Origin of the sequence: Blattabacterium sp. (Nauphoeta cinerea), from assembly GCF_000471965.1 — a bacterium.
Classification (GTDB): Bacteria; Bacteroidota; Bacteroidia; order Flavobacteriales; family Blattabacteriaceae; genus Blattabacterium.
Genome location: NC_022550.1, coordinates 22,809 through 42,102 on the forward strand (window position 1 = coordinate 22,809; position 19,294 = coordinate 42,102).

A 19,294-nucleotide genomic window follows, 5' to 3' on the forward strand; every position below is an offset into this window, starting at 1 on the left:
ATCATGGGAAAAACATTAGAGTATATTAATTGGGATCCTATTCACAAATTTGTTTTATGGAAAGGTTTTTGTATTCATATTTATAGTCTAATGTTTGTGATTTCTTTTTTATTAGGATGGTATATCATGAAATATATTTATCAAAACGATAATATAGATACAAAATATCTGGATCCTTTATTCATTTGTACTTTTTTGGGAACTCTTATAGGAGCAAGACTAGGTCAAGTTTTATTCTATGATTTATCATATTTTTCAGATCATTGGATTGAAGCCATTCTTCCTATAAAAGAAAATAAACATAATTCCTTATTAGGATTTATAAAAGGTTATGAATTTATTGGTTTCAGGGGATTATCTAGTCATGGTGCAACTATAGGAATTATTTTATCTAGTTTTTTTTATAAAAAAATCATATTGAAAAAAAAATCTTTTATTTGGTTATGTGATCGATTATGTATCCCCGTATCAATATCTGCTGTTTTTATTAGGGTCGGAAATTTTTTTAATTCTGAAATAGTGGGAAAACCATGTAATGAAAAATTACCTTGGTCCGTTAAATTTATCCAAATGGATACAGAATATGGGGAAATAGTCCCTAGACATCCTGCACAAATCTATGAATCTATTGGTTATTTTGTAATTTTTTTATTGCTATGGTATTTTTATAAAATAGGAAAAAAAAATTATGACGGATTTTTATCCGGAATATTTTTTATTTTACTTTGGTCTATACGTTTTTTATTAGAATTTGTAAAAGAACCACAAGGAGAAGAATTTATTAATTTTTTATCTATAAATACAGGTCAATGGCTTAGCATTCCTTTTATTATTTTGGGATTTTTTATTCTCAATTTATCAAAAATTAAGAAATATTTTTTTTCGTGATGAAAAAAATTAATATTTTTTATTATTTGATAATGTGTTTTTCTATAAATTCATCTGAAAAAATTTATTACGATTCTGATATGTTTTTAGATATCGGAAATTCACTAGAAATAGAATTTATTAAAGATGGAGAACTATATTTTAGGAATAACAATTATATCATTAAAAAAATAGATATAGAGTTAGCGTATTCTGATACAGAAAAAAAAAATGGATTAAAATATAGATCTGATTTAAAAGAAAATAGAGGAATGTTATTTTTATTGAAAAATAAAGAAGAGTATGAACATATAAATATGAAAGATGTACGAATTCCTTTAGATATTGTATACATCAATCAATTTAATACTGTTGTTTTTGTTAATAAATACGTAACTCCTATGAAGAATATAGAAATAATTAATTTATCTTCTCCTATAAAATATGTTTTGGAAATTAATGCTGGTATGTCAGATCAATGGGGAATAAAAGAAGGAATAACAAAAATCACTTTCAAATGAATAATGATACAAAAAATTTATATTTATCCTTTGTAATAAAAAATTGTAAATATTATGGTTTTTATATCTGAAAAAGCTAAAAGTAAATTGATTTCTATTATGAAAAAAGAGGGACTTTCTCATAATATTTCTTTCGTTAGATTTGGAGTTAAAACTGGAGGATGTTCAGGGATGTCTTATGAACTTACTTTCGATCAAAAAAAACAAGAAGGGGATAAACTTTTTCAACATGAAGAAATGAAGATATTGATAGATCAAAATAGTATTCCTTATTTAGAAGGTACAACATTAGAATATTCAGATGGATTAGATGGAAAGGGGTTTTATTTTAATAATCCTAAAGCAAAACATACTTGTGGTTGTGGAAAAAGTTTTTCATCATAATGAAAAAAAATAATAAAATCCTGAAAGATTTTGCTGATTCTGAATACAAATATGGATTTTATACTCCAATAGAATCAGACAAAATTCCAGTAGGTTTAAATGAAGATGTTATCCGTAAAATAACAGAAAAAAAAAAGGAACCCACATGGATGTTGGATTGGAGATTAGAATCTTATCATATATGGAATAAAATGGATTATCCAAAATGGGCAAATATAAAGTATAAAATTCCAGATTTTCAAAAAATAAGTTATTATTCTGCTCCTAAAAAAAAAATAAATTTAAATAATTTAGAAGAAGTAGATCCAGAATTAATAAATACATTTAATAAATTAGGAATTCCTATAGAAGAACAAAAAATCCTTTCAGGTGTAGCGACAGATATAGTATTAGACTCTGTTTCTTTAGCTACTACATTTCAAAATAAATTAAAAAATCAAGGGATTATATTTTGCTCCATCAACGATGCTATGAAAAAATATCCAAGTCTTGTAAAAAAATATTTAGGTTCAGTTGTTTCAAAAAAAGATAATTTTTATGCGGCTTTAAATTCAGCTGTATTTTCAGATGGTTCTTTTTGTTATATTCCAAAAGGGGTTCGTTGTCCTATGGAGTTATCCACATATTTTCGTATCAATGAAAATAAAACAGGTCAATTTGAAAGAACTTTAATTATCGCAGATGAAAATTCATACGTTAGTTATTTAGAAGGATGTACTGCTCCCCAAAGAAAAGAAAATCAGCTACATGCAGCTGTAGTAGAAATTATCGCATTGGAAAATGCTGAAGTGAAATATTCAACCGTTCAAAATTGGTTCCCTGGAAATAAAAAAGGAGAAGGAGGTGTTTTTAATTTTGTGACAAAACGTGGTTTATGTGAGAAAGGAGCAAAAATATCTTGGATCCAAGTGGAAACGGGTTCTTCAATTACCTGGAAATATCCATCTTGCATTCTAAAAGGAGATTTTTCCATGGGGCAATTTTATTCTTTAGCTTTAACTAAAAATTTTCAACAAGCAGATACGGGAACTAAAATGATACATATAGGAAAACATACAAAAAGTGTTATTATATCAAAAGGAATATCTGCTGGTAAAGCTCAAAACAATTATAGAGGCTTGGTTAAAATTACTTCTCAAGCAATTCAATCCCATAATTTTTCTCAATGTGATTCTTTATTAATTGGAGATAAATGTGGAGCTCATACTTTTCCGGATATTCATGTATATAATTCCAATTCTAAAGTTGAACATGAAGCCACGACTTCAAAAATTGGAGAAGATCAAATTTTTTATTGTAATCAAAGAGGAATCAATACAGAGAAAGCTATTTCTCTAATTGTTCATGGTTTTAGTAATGATATTTTGGAAAAACTTCCTATGGAATTTGCAGTAGAGGCTAGAAAACTTTTGGAAATTTCTTTGGAAGGATCTGTAGGATAATAATAAAAAATTATGATGTTAAATATAGAAAATTTACATGCTTATATAGAAAATAAAAAGGTACTCAAAGGAGTGAATTTGAAAATCAATGCAGGAGAAAGTCATGTTATTATGGGGCCTAATGGTTCTGGAAAAAGTACTCTTGCCTCTATAATAGCAGGTAAAAAAGATTATAAAATAACTGAGGGAAATATTTATTTCTTAAATCATAATTTAAAAAATTATTCTCCGGAAGAACGAGCTCATTTAGGTATTTTTCTTTCTTTTCAGCATCCAATTGAAATCCCAGGAGTGTCTATTGTTAATTTTATTAAAACAGCAATTAATTCCATTTGCAATGCACGGAATATAAAAAAAATGTCTGCTAAAGATATTTTATTAAAAATAAAGGAAAAGTCTTCTTTATTAAAAATTGAAAAAAATTTTTTTCATCGTTCTTTAAATGAAGGTTTTTCTGGGGGAGAAAAAAAACGTAACGAAATATTTCAAATGATAATGTTAGATCCTTTGTTCTCTATATTAGATGAAATAGATTCAGGTTTAGATATAGATGCTTTGCGAATAGTAGCTAAAGGAATTAACGACTTTAGAAATAAAAAAAACTCTATTTTAGTTATCACTCATTATAAAAGATTATTAGATTATCTTTTATCAGATTATATTATACATATTTTATATAATGGAAAAATTATTCAGTCAGGAGATAAAAAATTAGCTGAAAAATTGGAGCAAAAAGGATATGATTGGATAATGAAGAATCAAGAGTAATTACTTAACTTTATATAAATGCAGTTAAGAGAAAAAATAACTTCTTTCTTAATTAAGAAATTTACTTATGCAAAAAAAGATGACACTTATATGTCGTTTTTGCAACGAAAACATTCTGATTTTTTCTGTAAAAAAGGATTTCCTTCTTTTATCAAGAAAAAATGGAAAAATACAAATATTGATTCAATTCTTAAACAGGATTATAATCTTCTTTCAGAAGAAGAAAAAATAAAAAATATAGAATATCAAAAAATAAGAAAATTAACTTTTCTTAAAAATGAAGATTCCCTTATTTTAGTTTTTATAGACGGGAAATATAATCCTTATCTTTCTTATGATGCGGGAAATATTATTTTATCAAATATAGTATCACTAAAAGAAAATAAAATTAAAGATTATTATGATCGACTATCATATCAATATGATGCGTTCTATACTTTGAATACTATTTTGTCAATAGACGGAGCATATATTTATATTCCTAATAATGTTATTTTAGAAAATCCTATAGAAATATTACATATTTCTACAGGAATTGAATCTAAAATTATGTTGAATAACAGAAATTTGATTGTGGTGGGAGAGCATTCCTATGTTAAAATTATAGAACATTTTAAATGTTTAAAGAAGCATTTTGTTTTTGTAAATTCAGTTAGTGAAATTTATGCGATGAACCATAGTGTCATTGAGTACTATAAAGTGCAAAATGATTTAGAAGAAACTTCTATAATAGATAATACATTTTTAAAACAAAATAAAAACAGTAAATGCACTGTTTATACTTTTTCTTTTCAAGGAAATTATATAAGAAATAATTTAAAATTTTATTCTAATGGTAAAAAAACTTATTCTTATTTATACGGCATTTCTCTTTTATCGGGAAAACAATTTGTGGATCACAATACTCTAATCAATCATTTATGTTCAAATGCTTATAGTTTTCAATTGTATAAAAATATTTTATGTGAAAAATCGGAAGGAATTTTTAATGGAAGAATAATTGTGAATAAATTTATAAAAGAAATAAATTCTTTTCAAAAAAATCATAATATTGTTCTTTCTGATGAAGCATGTATACATGCTAAGCCTCAATTAGAAATTTATTCTGAACATGTGAAATGTTCTCATGGGTGTACCGTCGGTAATATTCAGGAAGATGAATTATTTTATCTTCAATCAAGAGGAATTCCTGAAAAAAAAGCTAAAATGTTATTATTATTATCATTTTTAGGGGAAATGTTGGTTCCTATTCGGATTTTGGAATTAAAAAAATTTATACATATAAAAATAAAGGAAAAATTAGATAAACATTTATAAAAAATATGTTTTCAGAAAAAGAAATACAAGAAATAAGAAATCAATTTCCTATTTTAAAAGAAAAAATATATTCTAATCCTTTAATTTATATGGATAATGCGGCAACTACTCAAAAACCTTTAAAAGTTATTCAAGCATCCCAAAATTATTATTCGACCATGAACTCTAATGTTCATAGAGGACTGCATTATCTTAGTCATAAAGCGACTTTATATGTAGAAAATGTAAGAAAAAAGATTCAAAAATTTATTCATGCAAAATATTCTTCTGAAATTATATTTACAAAAGGTACTACAGAGTCTATTAATTTAGTGGCATCTAGTATGGATGCTTTCATAAAAAAAGGAGATGAAATTATTATTTCTTGTATAGAACATCATTCAAATTTTGTACCATGGCAGATTCTTTGCCAAAAAAAAGGAGCTATTTTAAAAATGATATCCATTTATGAAAATGGTTTTTTAAAATTGAAAGATTTTGAGTTTCTTCTTTCAGAAAGAACAAAAATAGTATCTATTAGTCATATATCTAATGTTTTAGGGATTATTAATCCTGTTAAATATATTATTAAAAAGGCTCATAAATATGGAGCTTTAGTTTTAATTGATGGAGCTCAAGTCCCATCTAATTTAGATTTAGATGTACAAGATTTAAATGTTGATTTTTACGTTTTTTCTGCTCATAAAATGTATGGGCCTACTGGTATTGGTATATTATATGGAAAAAATAAAATATTGGAAAAGTTGCATCCTTATCAATTCGGGGGGGAAATGATTAAAAATGTAAGTTTGAATCAAACAACTTATTCAGGTCTCCCATTTAAATTTGAAGCTGGAACCCCAAACATAGAAGGAATTATTGTGTGGGGATTTGCTATAGATTTTATAAAAGAAATAGGAATATCAAATATTCAATCGTACAAAAAAAAACTTTTGATGTATGCTGTAAAATGTTTAAGATCAATAAATGGAATTCAATTATATGGAACTCCCAATGATATTTCTGAAAAGTCTGGTATTATTTCGTTTAATTTAAATGAGTTACATTGTTTTGATGTAGGTAGTGTTTTAGATCGTTTAGGAATTGCGGTAAGAACAGGGCATTTATGTGCACAACCTCTTATGAATTTTTTTAAAGTTTCAGGTATGATTCGTATTAGTTTTTCTGTATATAATACTTTTAAAGAAATAGATTGTTTATTTGAAAGTATTTTAAAAGCAAAAAAAATATTATTAAAATAAAAAAATATTAAAGCTATTTGTAATGTATGCTATTGTTAATATAAAAGATAAACAATTTAAAATTGTTGAAAATGAATATATATATGTACCCCATATTGAAGCTAATATAGGAGAAAAAATATTGTTAAATCAGATTTTTTTGTTTTATAAAGAAGGAAGACTTATTTTAGGAAATCCTTTTATAGAAAAAATCAGTGTTAAAATAGAAATTTTACAACATATAAAAGGAAAAAAAATTATTATTTTTAAGAAAAAAAGAAGAAAAGGGTATAAAGTTAAAAATGGATTTAGGCCTTTATTTTCAAAAATAAAAATAATTTCTTTTTTAAAAAATTCATAAAAAAAACAAGATATGGCTCATAAAAAAGGTTCTGGAAGTTCTAGAAATGGAAGAGATTCAGCAGGAAGAAGATTAGGAATTAAAATATATGGAAATCAGTATGTAAATTCTGGTAATATCATAATTCGTCAGAGAGGAACAAAACATCATCCTGGAAGAAATGTAGGAATAGGAAAAGATCATACTTTATATGCTATAAAAAATGGTTATGTTTCTTTTAAAAAAGTAAAAAAAATAAATCGATTGTTTCTATTATAGATCATAAGACTGGGTAGTTCAAATAGGATAGAACAACAGTTTCCTAAACTGTAAGTTGTGGGTTCGAATCCCCCCCCGGTTACTCAAGAAATAAAAAATGGTCCCAGCTGGACTTGAACCAGCGACTCCCTGATTATGAGTCAGGTGCTCTAACCAACTGAGCTATGGGACCCAAATATAAAGTAGTGCAATTTTACAACATTATTTTTCCTATTACAAGCTTTTTGAAAATTTTTTTCGTTTTTTATCTCTATTCGCAAAAAAAAAGTGACGAAATTATGAAAGATTTGATTAGAAATGAGAGATTATCTTCAATATTTTTTATAGAAATAGCAGAAATCTTGAATCAAGAAATTTTTTATAGTGAAAGCAAGAATAAATTTTTAGTGACTTTAATTAGAATATGTATGAGCCCTGATATGAACTTAATAAAAGGATATGTTAGCATTTATCCTTTTTTGGATAAAAAAACATTAGAATTTATTCGTTTTCAATCTAGATTTTATAGAAAATTACTTTCTAAGAGATTGAGATATCGTGTGAAAAAAATTCCCAAATTAGATTTTTATGCATCTGTATAAAATTTTTTAATTTCAAGTTTTTGAATACTTATTTTTATATATCTATACGTTATTTTTTTTCTAAAAAAAAAACAAATCTTGTTAATATCATTGTTTTTTTATCAATTTTATCTATTGGGGTTTCTGCATTCTCTTTATCTACAATTTTATTTGTTTTCTCTGGATTAGAAAATTTAAATGAAAAATTTCATCAAACTCATTATCCTGATATAACTATTTCTTGTTTCAATGAAAAAGATTTTTTTATTAATGATAGTATTATTAAAAAAATAGAACCTATACAAGAAATTATGGCTTTCTCTAAGACCATAGAAAAAAAAGTTTTTTTACATTATAATAATCATGAATATTTTGTCCTTTTAAAAGGGGTGGATGTAGGATATGAAAAAGTAATGAAAAAATTTATAAAAAAAAATTTAAAAAATAATAAGTTTGATTATTTAAATGTATATATAGGGTGGTCTTATATATTGGATCCCCTGTTATTATATCACATAATAAATACGCCTTTACAGATACTTTTTTTTGATTCTAAAAAAGATGAAAAAAATACTTTATTTTTTATGAAAAAAAAAGTTTGTGTGAAAGGAATTTTTCATTTTAGCCCTAAAATGGACATAAAATATTTATTTTGTGATTTATATGAACTACAGAATGTAATAAAAAAAAAAGGGTTTCAAACCTTAGAAATTAAGGTTTATGATCAAGTAAACATAGATAATTTAAAAAATATTTTAATGAAAAAACTCGGTTCAAAATTTAATATAATAACACGTGTAGAAAGAGAAAAAAGTTTTCATAAAGTTCTGAACACAGAAAAAATATTTATATATTTTTTGTTTATTTTAATAACATTAATCACTGGATTTAATTTATTTAGTGCTATTTATATTTTACAACTAGATAAATTAAAAGAAATTTTTACATTATGGAGTATGGGCTTTTCTTTATATAGAATCAAGATGATATTTTTTTATATAGGATTTATGATTACTACTTTTGGTTGTTTAAGTGGTTTATTTATATCTTATATTATTTCTTTGATACAAGAAAAATATAAAATATTTAAAATAGAAAAAAAAATACCTTTTCCTGTTAAAATTACAATAGAAGATTCTTATATGGTTGTATGTGTGATTTTAATAATAGGATCAATTATATCTTTTTATTCTTTAAAAAGAATTAATAATATGATTTATTACAAATAATATGTTTTTAGAGCTTCGGATGCTTCTACGTTAGAAAATATCTCTTTTGCTTCTTTTTCAAATTCTTTAATATTAGGAAATCTATTTGAATAATGTCCCAATAATAATTTTTTGACTTTAGCTTTTTTAGCTATATGTGCGGCCTGATTTGCTGTAGAATGTCCTGTGTGAATAGCTCTATTTTCTTCCGTTTTTAGAAATGTGGATTCATGATATAATAAGTCTACATATTTTATATGCTCAACTATAGGTAAGTAAAAAGAAGTGTCTGAACAAAAAGCATAAGATAATATTTTAGGAGGATCAAATGTTAATTTTTTATTAGGAATAATTTGACCATCATTAGTTTTAAAATCTTTTCCTAATTTTAAGTTCTGATAGTTTACGATTTTAATATCGGGTATTTTTTTAATTTCTTCCATATTTAATTTTCTGTTGCTAGGTTTCTCTCTAAAAAGAAATCCATTTGCATAAATTCTGTGTTTTAATGGGATGGAAAAAATTTCTATTTTATCGTTTTCCATGATTTTTTCCAATTTTTGTGATGATAATTCTATATAATTTATGCAATATTTAAGTCTGGTATAAGACCATTTAAAATGAACATTTATGATTTCTTTTAATCCTTTTGGAGCGTAAATATTTACTGATTTTTCTCTCCCTAATAGGTGAAAAGTAGATAATAATCCAATCAATCCAAAAAAATGATCTCCATGTAAATGAGATATGAATATGTGTATTATTTTATTAAATTTTATTTTTGTTTTTCTTAATTGAACTTGTGTCCCCTCACCACAATCAATAAGAAAGGAAAAACCTTTCATTTCCAATATTTGAGCAGTGGGATGGAACTTGTTTGTAGGGATGGAAGAATGACATCCTAAAATAGTTAATGAAGACTTTTTCATCATGAAAAATTTTAAATGAATTTTCTAATTCATGTGTATAGTCAGTTTTTATAAAAAAAATTTAATTTTTTATGCTTTCTCTTTTTTTCTTTAAAAGAAAAATACTCCCACTCATTACTATAATAAAAGATATTATTAATATTAATCCAAAATTTATATCCAAACTGATCTTTTTAGGTACTATAAAATTTTTATTTTTCATAAATAAAAACATAGTGAATATAGCAAAAGCATTATTAAAAATATGTAATAATATACAGTCGATAATAGAAGAAGTTATAAAATAAATGAATCCTATAAAACTTCCAATAAGAATGCCTCCTACAAATTGCCATGGATTCATATGAGTCAATCCAAATAAAAATGAAGAAAATAAAATAGCTTTAATAGGGTGTATTTTATTTTTTAACATACCATTTAAAATAATACCTCTAAAAAGTACTTCTTCACATATAGGTGCTAATAATACTGTAGTAGAAAAAAAAGGAATTGTATTTTTAATTTCTTCTTTTAGAAATTCTTCAATTTCTTTATACATATTTCCTAATATTGGCCCTTCTTTTGGGACTAGTGAAGATATGTATTCATTGATAATGATCATACAAAACATCATACAAAAAATAATAAAATAAATATACCATGGAGATAAGTTCATAGATAAGTCTATAGTGATACTTTTTTTTTGTGCTTGATGAGATATGAAAAGAAATAAAAAAATAAAAGGAAGAGTATATGATATTGAAAATATCATGCTTTCAGGTAAATCAATATAAATCAATAATTTTCTAAGAATTATATTGAAAAAATTTAAAGCAATAAATCCTATTATTAATAAAATTGATTCTATATAATTTATTTTAAAATAATTCTTCATAATGAATATTAAAAATTATTCTTTTTATATAATTCTGTTTTTTTTATTTCATTTTATATTATGAAAATATTTTAATTTAGTAAAAGTTCGTTTTCTTTCTTGTTAAAAGATAACAACAATTTTGTTATTAATCATAATCATGAATGGGGGAATTATTTAAAATAAATCAAGGTTATTATGTCGTTTTTTGATATTATATCTATGTTCCATAATTATGAATCTTTTAAAGATAGCAGTATTCATTGTTCAAAAATTTTCAGATATTCTGATTTATTACAAATCATGAATAAGTATAAAGATATATGCTCTATCATTCCTATAGGATTATCTATAGAAAAAAGAAAAATTTTTAAAATTAAATGGGGGATAGGAAAAATAAAAATATTCATTTGGTCTCAAATGCATGGAAATGAAACCACTGGAACAAAATCCATGTTTGATATTTTTCATTTTTTTTTAAAAGAAAAAAATTGTGAATTAGTCCAATTTTTTAAAAAAAATTTAACTATTCTATTTATTCCAATGTTAAATCCTGATGGATCTGAAATATTTAGAAGAAGAAATGCTATAAATATAGACTTAAATAGAGATGCTATTCGTTTACAATCTCCAGAAATACAAATTTTATTCAAAGAAATAGGAAAAAGTAAACCTAATATTTTATTTAATTTACATGATCAAAGAAGTATTTATAATGTTGATCATAAAAATTTTAATCCTGCCATTTTATCTTTTTTATCTCCTTCTATATCCTTGAAAAACAATACTTATTCTATAAGTAAAAAAAAATCTATGGGTGTTATAAGTTTTATTGTAAAAGAACTTCATAAAATTTTACCTCATATTGGATCAATAGGAAGATTTTCTGACAAATTATATCCTACAGCAACTGGGGATCGTTTACAAAAATTAGGTTATCCTTGTATTTTAGTAGAATCAGGAAATTATCCAAAAGATTTTCAAAAAAAAATTATTAGAAAATATAGTGTATTATCTATTCTTGCCGGAATTTATTTCATTTCTTATAATAAAGGGGAAAATCTTGAAGAATATTATAAATCTTATTTATCAATTCCAGAAAATAAAAATGTTTTATTGGATAAAATATATAGAAAAGTAGAAATCAAAAAAAACAAAAATGAATTTTTAGTAGATATAGGATTAATGAACTTTGAAAAGTTTGATTTAATGAAAAAAAATCTTTACACTTTAACCAAAGTAGTAGATATAGGAGATTTATCAAATTTTTTTGCCTATGAAGAATCTATCGTGACAGGTAAAAAATTTTATGGGGAAAAGGGAGAAAGTTTTCCTGAAATTGGAACTATAGAAAGTTTTAAAATTTTGTAATCCATTTTACTTTTTAAAATTATAAACGGAAAGTCTTTTTCTTCCTTTTTTTCTTCTTCTGGATATAATTATGCGACCTGTTTTTGTATTCATTCGTTTCATGAATCCATGAACATTAACTTTTTTTCTATTTGAAGGTTGATAAGTTCTTTTCATAGTTTGAAACTGTTTGTTTTTTTTATATTATAAAAATATTTTACGTCTTTTTTTTCTACTATTTTTTTCTTTTTTATATTCAATAATCTTTTATGAGAGGTATAGGAAAAAAAAAGTAATATTAAAATACCAATGATAAAACCTGTAAAGAAAAAAATCATACGTCTTGAAAAATTCATGATAGAAAGAATAAGAATCACACCGTCTATAGTATAAATTACATAAAGTTTTTATTTTTCTTTTAAAGAATTCTAATATATATTGTTATATGCTTGAAAAGCAAAAAACTATTGCAGGAAAAATTTCTTTACAAGGATTTGGTTTATACACTAAAAAAAAAGTAACTATTACTTTTAAACCAGCTCCAATTCATACGGGTTTTATTTTTATTAGAACAGATATAAAAGAAAAACCTTGTATAAAAGCTCATTATTCTTTTTTTATAAAAGAAAGTATAGATAAAGGTATCATTCTAGAAAAAGATGGATTCAAAATTTATACTATTGAACATGTTTTAGCTGCTTTGACTGGGATGAATCTAGATAATATAATCATAGAATTAGATAATGTTGAAATTCCTATTATGGACGGTTCTTCTAAATTTTTTGTAGAAGCCATTCAAAAAGTAGGAATTATAGAACAAGACGAAATAAGAAAATATTATTCAATCACGAAAATTATTTCTTATGAAAACACAAAAACAGGAGGAGAAATTTTAGCTTTACCTTCCAAACAATTTGAAATCATGACAGTTATAGATTTTAACTCTAAATATTATGCAAAAAATGCTATTTTTCAACATATATATCAGTTTCAAAAAATTGCAAATTCAAAAATATTTTGTATTCTTAGCGAAAAAAAAATAGAGGAAGTAAGAGAAAATTCTTTGTATTCTTTTTTTTATAATACTTTTTTTTGTCTCGATCAAACTTTTAATGAAATAACAAAACATATTCTTTTAGATATTATAGGTTTTTTAACTTTAATAGAAACTAAGTTAAAAGGAAGATTTATCTTTTATAATCCAAACAACTATATTATCATGCAATTTGTAAAGGAGTTAATGAATCAAATTCAAACGTTTAGAAAAAATGATATTAATGATATTCCTGAATTCAATTTCAAAAAGAAACCTATTTTGGATATAAAAAGCATTATGAAAATTTTGCCTCATAAACCTCCATTTCTTTTAGTAGATAAAATCATAGACTTAACAGAAAATAGTATTGTAGGAGTTAAAAATGTGACAATGAATGAATCCTTTTTCATAGGGCATTTTCCTAGAGAACCTATTATGCCCGGTGTATTGCAAATAGAAGCCATCGCACAAGTTGGAGGAATACTTGTATTAAATAAATTCAGTCATCCTGAATTATATTCTACTTATTTTTTAAAAATAGATAAAGTAAAATTTAAACAGAAAATAGTTCCTGGAGATATAATTATTTTTAAAGTTAATTTGTTAGAATCTATGAAAAGAGGAATCGTTTACATGCGAGGGAAAGGTTATGTAAATAATCAGCTTGTGGTAGTAGCAGAAGTTGTCGCAAAAATCGTTAAAAATTATGAAAAATTTTAAAAATTAAATGAACATCAAAAAAGGTTTATATATACAATGGAATAAGGAAATATTCAAAATTATTGATTGTCTTCATGTCAAACCTGGAAATGGATATGCTTTTATTAGAACGAAATTAAAAAATTTAATAACAGGTTATGTTTTAGAAAGCAATTTTTCAGCGAAACATAAATTGAAAAAGGTTGAAATAGAGTCTCGTTATTATAAATATTTATATAAAGAAAGAAATATTTTTTATTTTATGGATGATAGCACTTATGATCAAATACAAATAGAAAAAAAATTAATCAAAAACACAAATATAGAGTTTTTGAAAGAAGGGATGAAAATCCCTATTTTTTTTCATGTCAAAAGTAAAAAAGAAAAAATTTTTTTGTTTTTTAAAATACCTTCTACAGTTATTTTAGAAGTGAAACAGACAGAATATGTCAAAAAAGGAGACACGATTAATAATACCAATAAACTTGTTATTTTAGAAACAGGAACTAGGTTATTAACTCCTTCTTTTCTAAAGATAGGAGATTTTGTTAAAATAAATACAAAAAATAGATCTTATATAGAAAGAATAAAAAAATAAAATTCAAATTTTATGAAAAAAAATTAATTAATAATTATGAGTATTTTGATAGATAAAAGCATTAAAGTTCTTGTCCAAGGATTAACTGGTAAAGAGGGATTGTTTCATACTGAACAAATGATAAATTATGGAACTTTTATAGTAGGAGGAATTACTCCAGGTAAAGGGGGAAAAATGTGTTTAGGGGTTCCTATTTTTAATACTATTGAAGAGGCAGTGAATCACACAGGAGGAAATGTAAGCGTAATTTTTGTTCCTTCTGCTTTTGCTTCTGATGCAATTTTAGAATCTATTTATATGAATGTACAAGTTATTGTGTGTATAACAGAAGGAATTCCTGTTTCAGATATGATTCGAATTAAACATTTTTTAAAAGGAAAAAAATCTCGTTTAATAGGGCCAAATTGTCCTGGAATTGTTTCACCAGAAGAGTCTAAGGTAGGAATTATGCCTAATTCAGTATTTAAAAAAAAAGGAAATGTAGGAATCATTTCTAGATCAGGAACTCTGACTTATGAAGCGGCAGATCAAATTGTGAAATTGGGTTATGGAATTTCTACTGCTGTTGGGATCGGAGGAGATTCTATTATCGGAATGAATATAAAAGAGATTATGGAATTATTTTTACATGATACAGAAACAGAATGTATTGTGATGATTGGCGAAATAGGAGGAAAATTAGAAATTGAGGCTTCTGAATGGATAAAAAAATTGGGAAATAAAAAACCGGTGATAGGCTTTATAGCTGGACAAACAGCTCCAAAAGGGAGAACAATGGGGCATGCTGGAGCTATTATAGAAAAAAAAATAGAAACAGCACAAGAAAAAATGAAAATTATGAAAGAAAGTGGAATACATATTGTTAAATCTCCGGCTAATATAGGAAAAGCAGTATACGAAATTCTTCACTAATATTAATATGATTTATTTACATAATAATAATGTAAAAAAGTTTTTGATAATTGGATTAGGAAATCCAGGGTATTTATATGAAAAAACTAGGCATAATTTTGGATTTATGATTTTGGATCGAATTTCAGAGAAATATTTTTTTTATTTTTCTAAAAAAAAACTTGGTTTTATTTCAGAATTCAATCATAATAAAAAATTACTTTTTTTTAAACCTTCTACTTATATGAATCGCAGTGGAATAGCTGTTAAATATTGGATGAAAAAAGAAAAAATCGTATTAAAAAATATTCTTGTCATATCTGATGATATTTATTTGGATTTTGGTAATTTTCGTTTAAGAGGAAAAGGAGGAAATGGAGGACACAATGGGTTAAAAAATATAGAACAAGAAATAGGAACATCTCATTATGCACGTCTTCGTTTTGGGATTAATAAAGATCATTTTGAAAAAAAAATAGATTCTTATGTATTAGGAAACTGGAAAGATGAAGAAAGAAATTCTTTATCATCCAAATTAGATGTAGGTATAGAAATAATATTTTCATTTGTAAAAAATGGATTACAAAAAACAATGAATATGTTTAATCGTCATATTTAAAATTATTATAATATAGCCTTGTAGTTTAATAGGATAGAATATAGGATTCCGATTCCTATGGTATGGGTTCGATTCCCTTCAAGGTTATTTAATTATTTTTTAAACTAAATTATAATTATGATTCATTATATTCGTAATTTTTGTATTATCGCACATATAGATCACGGAAAAAGTACGTTAGCTGATCGTTTATTAGAATTGACAAAAACAGTTTCAGAAAAAAAACGGAATCAGTTATTAGATGATATGGATTTGGAAAGAGAACGAGGAATAACTATTAAAAGCCATGCTGTTCAAATGGAATATGAATACAATAATCAAATATACATTCTGAATTTAATTGATACTCCTGGACATGTGGATTTTTCATATGAAGTATCACGTTCTATTGCAGCTTGTGAAGGTGCTTTGCTTGTCGTTGATTGCATGAAAAGTGTACAAGCACAAACAATATCTAATCTTTCTTTAGCATTAAAAAATAACCTAGCTATTATTCCAGTTTTAAACAAAATTGATTTATCAGATTCCATTCCAGAATATGTAATGAAAGAAATAATGGAATTAGTAGGATGTAAAATGGAAGATATCATTCCTATTAGTGCAAAAAATGGATTAGGGATTGATAATATATTAACTAAAATAGTTACACGTATTCCTGCCCCAAAAGGCGATCCAAAAGCTCCTTTACAAGCTATTATTTTTGATTCTTTATACAATCCGTTTAGAGGGATTGAAGCATTATTTAGAATAAAAAATGGGAGTATACGAAAAGGACAAAAGTTGCAATTTATGTCCACAGGAAAAGTTTATTCTGCATATGAAATAGGGACTTTAAAAATCAAACGTATTTCAAAAAATCAGATTCATACAGGAGATGTTGGATATGTTGTTTCTGGTATCAAAAATACAAGTGAAGTGAAAGTAGGAGATACTATAACAGATGCTAAAAAACCAGCCAAAGAAGCAATACAAAAATTTAAAGAATTTAAACCTATGGTTTTCGCTAGTATTTATCCAGTTAATTCTGATGAATATGAAGAATTACGTTCTTCTATAGAAAAATTGCAATTAAATGATGCCGCACTTTCTTTCATACCTGAATCCTCTCCAGCATTAGGATCTGGTTTTCATTGTGGATTTTTGGGTTTTCTTCATATGGAAATAGTGAAAGATCGTTTGGAACGTGAATATAATATTTCTGTAATTATTACTATTCCTAATGTTTCTTATAAAGTTTATATGAAAAATAATCTAAAAATTTTAATTAATAATCCTTCATATTTTCCAGAAATGGAAAACTTAAAGAAAGTAGAAGAACCATATGTTTTAGTTTCTATTCTCACTAAAGATGTTTGCATAGGAAATATAATGTCATTATGTATTGAAAAACGAGGGGTTATGATTAGAAATCATAATTTTTTTACTTCTAAAAAAATAAAAATTATGTTTGAAATGCCTTTATCGGAAATCATATTTGATTTTTATGATAAATTAAAAACCATTTCTAATGGATACGCTTCTTTCGACTATGATTTTATTGGTTATAGAGAATCGGATTTAAAAAAAATAACTGTATTGATTAATTACGAAAAAATAGAATCTTTATCTCTTTTAGTTCATAAAACGAAAGCCTTATTTTTAGCAAGAAAAATATGTAAAGAATTGTCTGTGTTAATTCCAAAACATCAATTTAGCATTCCTATTCAAGTATCTGTATCGGGAAAAATTGTGGCAAGAGAAACTATTAAAGCTTTAAGAAAAAACGTTACGGATAAATGTTATGGAGGTGATATTTCCAGAAAAAGAAAACTTTTGGAAAAGCAAAAAAAAGGAAAGAAAAAAATGCGTAAACTAGGAAAAGTTGAAATCCCGTCATCTGCTTTTATGACTTTTTTGAGAGTTAAAAATTAATTTTACAACAAATAAATTAAATTATTTAAATATGTCTATAAAAATAGGAATTAATGGAATTGGAAGAATAGGAAAACTAGTTTTATTATCTGCTTTAAATAGAAATAATGTTCAAGTAGTATCTATAAATGATTTGGTATCTATAGAATATTTAGCTTATATGTTAAAATATGATTCTATTCATGGTCCTTTTAAAGGAAATATTCGTATTGAAGATAAAAATTATCTAGTATTGAATGAAAAACGCATTAAGGTTACTAATGAAAAGGACCCTGTAAAACTAAATTGGGGAAATTTGAATGTAGAATATGTTGTTGAATCTACTGGACTTTTTTTAACAAAAAGTTTGGCTAATGCTCATTTAAAATCAGGCGCTAAAAAAGTGATTTTGTCAGCTCCTCCTAAAGATGATATTCCTATGTTTGTTATGGGAGTGAATCATAAAAATCTTAAAAAAAATCAAAATATTGTATCTAATGCTTCATGTACTACAAATTGTATGTCACCCATCGTTAAAGTTTTAAATGATAATTTTGGAATATCAGAAGGATTAATGACAACAATACATGCTTCTACTGCAACTCAAAAAGTTGTAGATTCTGCTTCTATTAGAGATTGGAGAGGAGGAAGATCTTCATTGGTGAATATAATTCCAGCATCAACAGGTGCGGCTTATGCGGTAGGAAAAATTATTCCTAGTTTAAATGGAAAATTAACAGGAATGTCTTTTAGGGTCCCTGTGGCAGATGTATCTGTTTTAGATTTCACGGTTCATCTAACAAATAGTGTTAGTTTTGATGAAATTAAATCCTGTATGAAAAAGGCCTCTAAAACTACATTGAAAGGGATATTAGGATATACAGAAGAAGCTGTTGTTTCATCTGATTTTGTAGGAGATAAAAGAATCTCTATTTTTGATGCAAATTCTAGTATTATGTTGAATCCCAATTTTTTAAAAATTGTGGCATGGTATGATAATGAAATAGGATATTCCACAAAACTGTTAGATCTTATCGATTATATGCATTCTTTATCAACATAATTACATAATTATCGGTTATGGAATATGTTTTAAAAATGAAAATCTTTTTTTGTATTTTTCTATTCTAAAAATGAAATTATTTATTCCATTGCTGATCATTAAAAATGGAGCTTGGATGGTTTTGTTATATATGGAAATTTGATCAAAAGTTTTTTGTGTGATAGGAGTTTTTGGGGTTTTGCATTCTATAAGAATATGTGGTTTTTTATTAAATTGAACTAAAATATCTAATCGTTTGTTTAATTTATTTATTTTAAAAGGATATTCCACCCATATGTTAGAGTTTTTATAATTTTTTATTTGTTTTAATAAAAAAATTATATATTGACGTATGACTTCTTCTTGAGTAAAAAGATAAAATTTTTCTCTGATTACACAAAATATATAAATTTTATCTTTTATTTTTTTTAAATACAAATGTCTTTTTATAAAAAAGTTTAAATCATGCATATAATTTATT

22 protein-coding genes and 3 tRNA genes are annotated in these 19,294 nt (G+C 25.0%); 20 read left to right on the forward strand and 5 right to left on the reverse strand.

Annotation, left to right across the window (positions count from 1 at the left end):
- Positions 1-3 precede the first annotated feature (3 nt).
- The 10 genes from lgt to K645_RS00145 all read left to right on the forward strand — a co-directional run bounded on the left by lgt (position 4) and on the right by K645_RS00145 (position 7,220).
- Positions 4-888 (forward strand): prolipoprotein diacylglyceryl transferase, encoded by an 885-nt coding sequence (gene lgt, locus K645_RS00100; RefSeq protein WP_022564855.1) that lies wholly within the window; start codon positions 4-6, stop codon positions 886-888.
- Positions 888-1,388 (forward strand): DUF192 domain-containing protein, encoded by a 501-nt coding sequence (locus K645_RS00105; RefSeq protein ID WP_041935984.1) that lies wholly within the window; start codon positions 888-890, stop codon positions 1,386-1,388. The genes lgt and K645_RS00105 overlap by 1 nt, the downstream gene beginning before the upstream one ends.
- A gap of 54 nt (positions 1,389-1,442) precedes the next feature.
- The gene (locus K645_RS00110; protein WP_022564857.1) at positions 1,443-1,772 is read left to right on the forward strand and encodes an iron-sulfur cluster assembly accessory protein; all 330 of its coding nucleotides are present in this window, start codon (positions 1,443-1,445) and stop codon (positions 1,770-1,772) included.
- Positions 1,772-3,214 (forward strand): Fe-S cluster assembly protein SufB, encoded by a 1,443-nt coding sequence (sufB, locus tag K645_RS00115; RefSeq protein ID WP_041936044.1) that lies wholly within the window; start codon positions 1,772-1,774, stop codon positions 3,212-3,214. The genes K645_RS00110 and sufB overlap by 1 nt, the downstream gene beginning before the upstream one ends.
- A 15-nt stretch (positions 3,215-3,229) precedes the next feature.
- Positions 3,230-3,982, forward strand: a complete 753-nt coding sequence (sufC, locus tag K645_RS00120; RefSeq protein WP_041935985.1) for a Fe-S cluster assembly ATPase SufC — start codon at positions 3,230-3,232, stop codon at positions 3,980-3,982.
- 18 nt (positions 3,983-4,000) lie between these two features.
- Complete coding sequence (gene sufD, locus K645_RS00125) at positions 4,001-5,299, forward strand: Fe-S cluster assembly protein SufD (RefSeq protein ID WP_022564860.1); 1,299 nt, start codon at positions 4,001-4,003, stop codon at positions 5,297-5,299.
- 5 nt (positions 5,300-5,304) lie between these two features.
- Positions 5,305-6,540, forward strand: a complete 1,236-nt coding sequence (locus K645_RS00130; RefSeq protein WP_022564861.1) for a SufS family cysteine desulfurase — start codon at positions 5,305-5,307, stop codon at positions 6,538-6,540.
- Between the two features lie 22 nt (positions 6,541-6,562).
- Positions 6,563-6,880 (forward strand): 50S ribosomal protein L21, encoded by a 318-nt coding sequence (rplU, locus tag K645_RS00135; protein WP_022564862.1) that lies wholly within the window; start codon positions 6,563-6,565, stop codon positions 6,878-6,880.
- A 12-nt stretch (positions 6,881-6,892) separates the two neighbouring features.
- Positions 6,893-7,138 carry a 50S ribosomal protein L27 gene (gene rpmA / locus K645_RS00140; RefSeq protein ID WP_022564863.1) on the forward strand — a complete coding sequence of 82 codons (246 nt, stop codon included), beginning with the start codon at positions 6,893-6,895 and terminating at the stop codon, positions 7,136-7,138.
- A 7-nt stretch (positions 7,139-7,145) separates the two neighbouring features.
- Positions 7,146-7,220: transfer RNA gene (locus K645_RS00145), tRNA-Arg, on the forward strand.
- Positions 7,221-7,236: 16 nt separating this feature from the next.
- Here the strand turns inward: K645_RS00145 and K645_RS00150 are convergent.
- Positions 7,237-7,310: transfer RNA gene (locus tag K645_RS00150), tRNA-Ile, on the reverse strand.
- A gap of 106 nt (positions 7,311-7,416) precedes the next feature.
- Between K645_RS00150 and K645_RS00155 the strand changes: the two genes are divergently transcribed.
- Positions 7,417-7,719 (forward strand): ribosome-binding factor A, encoded by a 303-nt coding sequence (locus K645_RS00155; RefSeq protein WP_041936045.1) that lies wholly within the window; start codon positions 7,417-7,419, stop codon positions 7,717-7,719.
- Between the two features lie 20 nt (positions 7,720-7,739).
- Positions 7,740-8,927, forward strand: coding sequence for an ABC transporter permease (locus K645_RS00160; RefSeq protein WP_022564865.1), 1,188 nt, complete (start codon positions 7,740-7,742; stop codon positions 8,925-8,927).
- Here the strand turns inward: K645_RS00160 and K645_RS00165 are convergent.
- Both K645_RS00165 and K645_RS00170 read right to left on the reverse strand, forming a co-directional pair.
- Positions 8,918-9,835 (reverse strand): ribonuclease Z, encoded by a 918-nt coding sequence (locus K645_RS00165; protein WP_041936046.1) that lies wholly within the window; start codon positions 9,833-9,835, stop codon positions 8,918-8,920. The two genes, K645_RS00160 and K645_RS00165, sit on opposite strands and share 10 nt — an antisense overlap.
- Positions 9,836-9,896: 61 nt before the next feature.
- A complete protein-coding gene (locus K645_RS00170; RefSeq protein WP_022564867.1) occupies positions 9,897-10,709 on the reverse strand; it encodes a CPBP family intramembrane glutamic endopeptidase in 813 nt (270 codons plus the stop codon).
- A 177-nt stretch (positions 10,710-10,886) separates the two neighbouring features.
- On the opposite strand from K645_RS00170, the gene K645_RS00175 reads away from it, so the two are divergent.
- Complete coding sequence (locus tag K645_RS00175) at positions 10,887-12,059, forward strand: M14 family zinc carboxypeptidase (RefSeq protein ID WP_022564868.1); 1,173 nt, start codon at positions 10,887-10,889, stop codon at positions 12,057-12,059.
- A 6-nt stretch (positions 12,060-12,065) separates the two neighbouring features.
- Here the strand turns inward: K645_RS00175 and rpmH are convergent, their stop codons facing one another.
- A complete protein-coding gene (rpmH, locus tag K645_RS00180; protein WP_022564869.1) occupies positions 12,066-12,215 on the reverse strand; it encodes a 50S ribosomal protein L34 in 150 nt (49 codons plus the stop codon).
- Between the two features lie 268 nt (positions 12,216-12,483).
- On the opposite strand from rpmH, the gene fabZ reads away from it, so the two are divergent.
- The 7 genes from fabZ (at position 12,484) to gap (ending at position 18,834) form a co-directional block, all read left to right on the forward strand.
- Positions 12,484-13,794: a 3-hydroxyacyl-ACP dehydratase FabZ gene (gene fabZ / locus K645_RS00190; RefSeq protein WP_022564871.1), complete on the forward strand. Its 1,311-nt coding sequence runs from the start codon at positions 12,484-12,486 to the stop codon at positions 13,792-13,794.
- Between the two features lie 7 nt (positions 13,795-13,801).
- A complete protein-coding gene (locus tag K645_RS00195) occupies positions 13,802-14,371 on the forward strand; it encodes an elongation factor P (protein WP_022564872.1) in 570 nt (189 codons plus the stop codon).
- A gap of 36 nt (positions 14,372-14,407) precedes the next feature.
- Complete coding sequence (gene sucD / locus K645_RS00200; RefSeq protein ID WP_022564873.1) at positions 14,408-15,283, forward strand: succinate--CoA ligase subunit alpha; 876 nt, start codon at positions 14,408-14,410, stop codon at positions 15,281-15,283.
- Between the two features lie 7 nt (positions 15,284-15,290).
- Positions 15,291-15,881: an aminoacyl-tRNA hydrolase gene (pth, locus tag K645_RS00205; RefSeq protein WP_022564874.1), complete on the forward strand. Its 591-nt coding sequence runs from the start codon at positions 15,291-15,293 to the stop codon at positions 15,879-15,881.
- 14 nt (positions 15,882-15,895) lie between these two features.
- Positions 15,896-15,968 (forward strand) — tRNA-Arg (locus tag K645_RS00210).
- A gap of 33 nt (positions 15,969-16,001) precedes the next feature.
- Positions 16,002-17,792, forward strand: coding sequence for a translation elongation factor 4 (gene lepA / locus K645_RS00215; protein WP_041936047.1), 1,791 nt, complete (start codon positions 16,002-16,004; stop codon positions 17,790-17,792).
- 31 nt (positions 17,793-17,823) lie between these two features.
- On the forward strand, positions 17,824-18,834 hold the full coding sequence (gene gap, locus K645_RS00220) for a type I glyceraldehyde-3-phosphate dehydrogenase (RefSeq protein WP_022564876.1): 1,011 nt from the start codon (positions 17,824-17,826) through the stop codon (positions 18,832-18,834).
- A 15-nt stretch (positions 18,835-18,849) separates the two neighbouring features.
- On the opposite strand, the gene K645_RS00225 is transcribed toward gap, so the two are convergent.
- The gene (locus K645_RS00225) at positions 18,850-19,284 is read right to left on the reverse strand and encodes a type I restriction enzyme HsdR N-terminal domain-containing protein (protein ID WP_022564877.1); all 435 of its coding nucleotides are present in this window, start codon (positions 19,282-19,284) and stop codon (positions 18,850-18,852) included.
- Positions 19,285-19,294 lie beyond the last annotated feature (10 nt).

Coding starts and splice junctions, on each gene's coding strand:
- lgt (WP_022564855.1), top strand. CDS start 4: ATGGGAAAAACATTAGAGTATATTAATTGGGATCCTATTCACAAATTT.
- K645_RS00105 (WP_041935984.1), top strand. CDS start 888: ATGAAAAAAATTAATATTTTTTATTATTTGATAATGTGTTTTTCTATA.
- K645_RS00110 (WP_022564857.1), top strand. CDS start 1,443: ATGGTTTTTATATCTGAAAAAGCTAAAAGTAAATTGATTTCTATTATG.
- sufB (WP_041936044.1), top strand. CDS start 1,772: ATGAAAAAAAATAATAAAATCCTGAAAGATTTTGCTGATTCTGAATAC.
- sufC (WP_041935985.1), top strand. CDS start 3,230: ATGTTAAATATAGAAAATTTACATGCTTATATAGAAAATAAAAAGGTA.
- sufD (WP_022564860.1), top strand. CDS start 4,001: ATGCAGTTAAGAGAAAAAATAACTTCTTTCTTAATTAAGAAATTTACT.
- K645_RS00130 (WP_022564861.1), top strand. CDS start 5,305: ATGTTTTCAGAAAAAGAAATACAAGAAATAAGAAATCAATTTCCTATT.
- rplU (WP_022564862.1), top strand. CDS start 6,563: ATGTATGCTATTGTTAATATAAAAGATAAACAATTTAAAATTGTTGAA.
- rpmA (WP_022564863.1), top strand. CDS start 6,893: ATGGCTCATAAAAAAGGTTCTGGAAGTTCTAGAAATGGAAGAGATTCA.
- K645_RS00155 (WP_041936045.1), top strand. CDS start 7,417: ATGAAAGATTTGATTAGAAATGAGAGATTATCTTCAATATTTTTTATA.
- K645_RS00165 (WP_041936046.1), bottom strand. CDS start 9,835: ATGAAAAAGTCTTCATTAACTATTTTAGGATGTCATTCTTCCATCCCT.
- K645_RS00170 (WP_022564867.1), bottom strand. CDS start 10,709: ATGAAGAATTATTTTAAAATAAATTATATAGAATCAATTTTATTAATA.
- K645_RS00175 (WP_022564868.1), top strand. CDS start 10,887: ATGTCGTTTTTTGATATTATATCTATGTTCCATAATTATGAATCTTTT.
- rpmH (WP_022564869.1), bottom strand. CDS start 12,215: ATGAAAAGAACTTATCAACCTTCAAATAGAAAAAAAGTTAATGTTCAT.
- fabZ (WP_022564871.1), top strand. CDS start 12,484: ATGCTTGAAAAGCAAAAAACTATTGCAGGAAAAATTTCTTTACAAGGA.
- K645_RS00195 (WP_022564872.1), top strand. CDS start 13,802: ATGAACATCAAAAAAGGTTTATATATACAATGGAATAAGGAAATATTC.
- sucD (WP_022564873.1), top strand. CDS start 14,408: ATGAGTATTTTGATAGATAAAAGCATTAAAGTTCTTGTCCAAGGATTA.
- pth (WP_022564874.1), top strand. CDS start 15,291: ATGATTTATTTACATAATAATAATGTAAAAAAGTTTTTGATAATTGGA.
- gap (WP_022564876.1), top strand. CDS start 17,824: ATGTCTATAAAAATAGGAATTAATGGAATTGGAAGAATAGGAAAACTA.
- K645_RS00225 (WP_022564877.1), bottom strand. CDS start 19,284: ATGCATGATTTAAACTTTTTTATAAAAAGACATTTGTATTTAAAAAAA.